The following is a 286-nucleotide window of genomic DNA, read 5'->3' on the forward strand; positions in this document are numbered from 1 at the left end:
CCGCCTTCGGGCGGCTGTGTGTTGAAACTTCGGCTGATTTGTATAGGCCGTACACGCTTTTACCAGCCGCCTTCGGGCGGCTGTGTGTTGAAACCGACGATCGTATTAATTGGAGTAGTGCTTTTTCCCAGCCGCCTTCGGGCGGCTGTGTGTTGAAACTATGACTTCGAAGAAGCTGTTAACGCAGGCTTGGCCAGCCGCCTTCGGGCGGCTGTGTGTTGAAAACGGACGAAGCATAAACCAGTTTCAGGGGTTCGGCGCCAGCCGCCTTCGGGCGGCTGTGTGT

Source organism: Neisseria sp. HMSC056A03 (assembly GCF_001815685.1).
GTDB classification, from domain to species: Bacteria; Pseudomonadota; Gammaproteobacteria; order Burkholderiales; family Neisseriaceae; genus Neisseria; species Neisseria subflava.